The organism is Microbacterium sp. Bi128, assembly GCF_918698205.1.
In genome coordinates, this window is the sequence record NZ_CAKKMM010000395.1 from 1 (window position 1) to 4,067 (window position 4,067).

3 protein-coding genes are annotated in these 4,067 nt (G+C 70.7%); all 3 read right to left on the reverse strand.

Annotated elements, in window-relative coordinates; all coding sequences use genetic code 11:
* The coding region (locus tag LQV45_RS19710) for an alpha-galactosidase (protein ID WP_230008463.1) at positions 1–2,084 on the reverse strand (2,084 nt) is incomplete at its 3' end.
* Positions 2,085–2,203: 119 nt separating this feature from the next.
* Complete coding sequence (locus LQV45_RS19715; RefSeq protein ID WP_079550600.1) at positions 2,204–3,022, reverse strand: DeoR/GlpR family DNA-binding transcription regulator; 819 nt, start codon at positions 3,020–3,022, stop codon at positions 2,204–2,206.
* Positions 3,023–3,031: 9 nt separating this feature from the next.
* A partial coding sequence (locus tag LQV45_RS19720) for a beta-galactosidase trimerization domain-containing protein (protein ID WP_230008462.1) occupies positions 3,032–4,067 on the reverse strand: 1,036 nt, incomplete at its 5' end.

Below are 4,067 nucleotides of genomic sequence, written 5' to 3' on the forward strand. Positions count from 1 at the left end.
CCCGAGGCCTCGACGCCGCCCGCAAGCCACGCCGGTGGCGCCGCCTGCAGGAACGCCCGCCGGTCCCCGGCCGCCGGGTAGACCGCTTCCACCCGGTACGTGGTGTCCGGGAGCAGCCCGGGCAGGCAGACCTTCCCCGGGACTTCGGCGAACGACGTCGCCACCGAGACCAGGGCGTAGAGGGCCTCGCCGCCGTCGTGGGACACGACCCCGTGCAGCCGGAGGGCGGGATCGGGCTCGTCGGCCCGCACCATGCGCCCGCTGTGCAGGAGCGGCCGGTACTGCTTGAACAGTGCGATGGCTCGGGCAAGCTCGGTCCGTTCGGCATCGTCGAGGCGCCGGACATCCCATTCGAGGCCGAAGTGGCCGAACATCGCGGTGATCGCCCGGAACGAGAGATCGTGCGTTCGCGCCGTGGTGTGGCTCGTGGTGGGGCCAATGTGCGATCCGACGAGCTCCGGCGGCACCACCACGCCGGTCCAGCGCTGGATGGTCTGCCGTTCCAGGGCATCGTTGCAGTCCGAGGCCCAGATCCGGTCGGTGCGCTCCAGGATGCCGAGATCCACGCGGGCCCCGCCGGAGGAGCAGCTTTCAATCTCGACGCCGGGGTGGGCCTTGCGGAGCTCGTCCAGGAGCCGGTAGACGGCCTGAGTCTGGGCGTGCACGGACGGCCGGCCGGCGTGGCCCATCTCGGCCAGGTCCCGGTTCTGGTCCCATTTGAGGTAACTGATCCGGTATTCGCTCAACAGGGCATCGAGCCTGTCGAAGATGTATTGCCAGGCCGCCGGATTGACCAGGTCAAGGACCTGCTGGTGCCGCCATTGCATGGGCAGCCGGCCAGTCAGCCGGCCGGCCGGGCCGGCGATCCAGTCCGGGTGGGCGCGGGCCAGGTCCGAGTCTTCGTTGACCATTTCGGGTTCGACCCAGAGCCCGAATTCCATGCCGTGGCCGGTAACGGCGTCGATCAGCGGAGTCAGGCCTTCGGGCCACAGGTCCTCGTCGACGTACCAGTCGCCGAGGCCGGCGTGATCGTCGCGGCGGCCGCGGAACCAGCCGTCATCGAGGACGAAGCGTTCCACGCCGAGACCGGCGGCCGCTTCGGCGAGTTCGAGCAGCGGCTCGAGGCGGTGATCGAAGTAGACCGCTTCCCAGACGTTGAGCACCACGGGACGGGCTTTGCCGGACCGCACGCCGGGGTGGTGCGGGCGCCCGCGGAACCAGCTGTAGAAGGCATCGCTGATGCCGTCCAGGCCCGCGGCGGAGTAGGCAGCGTACAGCCACGGGGTCTCGTAGCTGGCGTTCGCTTCCACGCTGATCTCGCCGGCGCCGAGCAGTTCCGAGGCGCCCAGGACGGTCCGGCCGTCCGCGGCGGCGTCAACGAAGCTCTCGTGGTTGCCGCTCCAGCCCAGATGCACGGCCCAGACCTGCCCGTGGCGGTTCCCGAATCCGGGGGTTCCGGCCGCGAGCAGGAGCGAGGCGTCGTGGCCGGTCCGGCCGTGCCGGCCCGAGCGGACCCATGTGCCTTGGCGCAGCGGCAGGCGCTGGGGGTGGGACTCCCGGCACCAGCGGCCGGTCAGGTCCAGGATTTCTGTGGCGGCGCGGCCCACGGGCAGCACGGCGGCGAGTTCGTCGAGGCTGTACGGACCGGCGCCGTCGTTGTCGAGCCGGTGCCGGAGCTGGAGCAGGCCGCCGTCGTTGATCCTGATCTCCGTGCGGACGCTGACACCGGCCTCGGGGTCGGCCTGGGTGATGACAGCCGAGCAGTCCGCCCCGCGGGACCGCTCGCCGCTGGACAGCTCAGGACTGGAACGTTCAACACTGACAACACGCAGACGGGCCGAGAACGCCTGGCCGTTCCGGTGGCCGCGGAGGCCGGGGCGCCCGCGCCAGCCGGAGGACGCCTGCGGGATCAGTCCCAGCGCCACCGGGACGTCGAGGGCCGAGTGCGGCACGGCCTGGCCCAACAGCGAAAGATCCGGCAGGGCCGGGCCGAGGTCGGCGCCGAAGTGCAACATGGCGGCCTCGCCCGTGCTGAAGTCGATCAGCAGGGACGTTCCGGAGCGGCGCAGGTACAAGGGCTCCAGATTCTGCGGCAACAGGTCCGGGACGCCCACGGGGGAACGGGTCTCGGCGGCAAGGGTGAGGTCCGGGTTGTTCACGGCAGCTCCAGGCGTAGTGGTTTGGGTGGGCGGGGGCCGAGCGGTCAGCCTGTGGCAGCTGCGGGGCTGGCTGCGCTGATGCTCCGGGCGTCGCCAGTATGGGCCAGGCGGAGGCGGCCGACGCGCTCGCCGAGGATGCGCCGGGCCTCGCTGCCCAGAAGGTCATCGCTGATGAGTTCGTCAGCGTCCTCAAGGCCGGCGATCGTGCTGATGCCGAGGGTGCCCCACTTGGTGTGGTCCGCCAGCACCACCACCCGCCGGGCCGCGGTGACGAAGGCCCGGTCGGTTTCGGCCTCGAGCACGTTGGGGGTGGTGAACCCTGCGTCGGCGTCGACACCGTGGACGCCGAGGAACAATACGTCCAGGTGCAGCTGTTTGAGCGAGGAAGTGGCCAGCGGGCCGACGAGGGCGTCCGAGGGTGTGCGCTCGCCGCCGGTCAGGATCACGGTGGACGGGGAGGCGCTCTGGTGGAAGACGTCCGCGATCCGCACCGAGTTGGTGACCACCGTGATCCGCGGGCCGGCGGACAGCAGCTGGGCCAGCGCCCACGTGGTGGTGCCGGCGCTGAGCCCCACCGCCATGCCCTCGCGCACCTGCGCGGCCGCCTCCTGCGCAATCGCCATCTTCTCGTCCTTGAGCTGGGTCACCTTCAGCTCGAAGCCTGGCTCGTGGGTGCCGGCGCCGCCGGGCAACTTGGCCCCGCCGTGGATCTTCTCCACGGCGCCCGCCGCGTCCAGGGCCTCGATGTCCCGCCGCACGGTCATCAGCGAGACGCCGAGCATCTTGGCGAGGTCCGCGACACGGACGATCCGCTCACGCTGGACCTCCGCGAGGATGGCGGAATGGCGGGCTGCGGCTAGCATGTGGAGTCCTTACAGGGTTGAGTGGCTTGACTGGTTTGAGTGGCTGGCGGAGGTGCCGACCAATCGGGCGGCAGCCGAACGGACGACGGCGGCACCGCCGGCCGCGAGGCCGAGCCCGCCGTCGAGTTCGGCGCCGGTGAGCAGGTCCACGCCTTCCAGCGGCAGCCGGACGTCGTGGGCGCCGTGGTTGATGCAGAACGTCCAGTCCGTCCCGTCCTTGCTGCGCCGGACCACTTCGACGTCGGCCGGCAGGTCCGGGACGAGCGGCTGCACCCTGGCATCGGCGCAGACGACGGCGAGCAGTTCGCCCAGGCCCTCCGGCGCGAGTGACGTGGCGACATAGTAGGAGCGGCCGCTTCCGGCACGGTTACGGGTCACGGCGGGAGAACCGGCGGCCGGTCCCTCTTCCACAGCCGCGAGGACCTCGGCGGTGGTGGCATGCCCCAATTCGTTCCAGCAGCTACCCGCCCCGAAGCTGCTGAGCCGGATGCTTTCGCCGCCGCGCAGCGGGAAAAACTCTTCCATCTTCACGCCCAGCAGTCCGCTGAACGCGCCGGGGTAGCTGCCAAGCCTGATGTGGTCATTTTCGTCCACGATACCGGAGAAATAGGTCACCACGAGGTGGCCGCCGGAGCGCACGTACGCGTCCAGATTCGCGGCCCCGGCATCGCTCACGAGGTACTGCATCGGCGCGACGACGAGCCGGTAGCCGGATAGGTCATCGGTGCCCTGGCGGAAGTCGGTGGGGATGCCGGCGCGGTAGAAGGCATCGTGCCAGCGCCGGGTTTCGGCGATGTTGGAGGCGTCCACGCTCGGGTGCGAATCCAGTTCCGAGGCCCAGCGGGCGTCAGTGTCGTGGAGGATCGCGACGTCCACCCGGCCGGACGCGCCCGTAACCACCGAGCCGCTGACTTCGGCCAGGCTCCGCAGCGCCTGGCCCAGCTGGACCACTTCGCGCCAAACCTTGGTGTCCGTGCCGGCGTGCGGCAGCAGTCCGGAATGGAACTTTTCGGCGCCGGCCCGCGAGGCCCGCCACTGGAAGAAG

Bases quoted from the DNA above. Each gene is read 5' to 3' on its own strand.
- LQV45_RS19715 (WP_079550600.1), bottom strand. From the start codon at position 3,022: ATGCTAGCCGCAGCCCGCCATTCCGCCATCCTCGCGGAGGTCCAGCGT.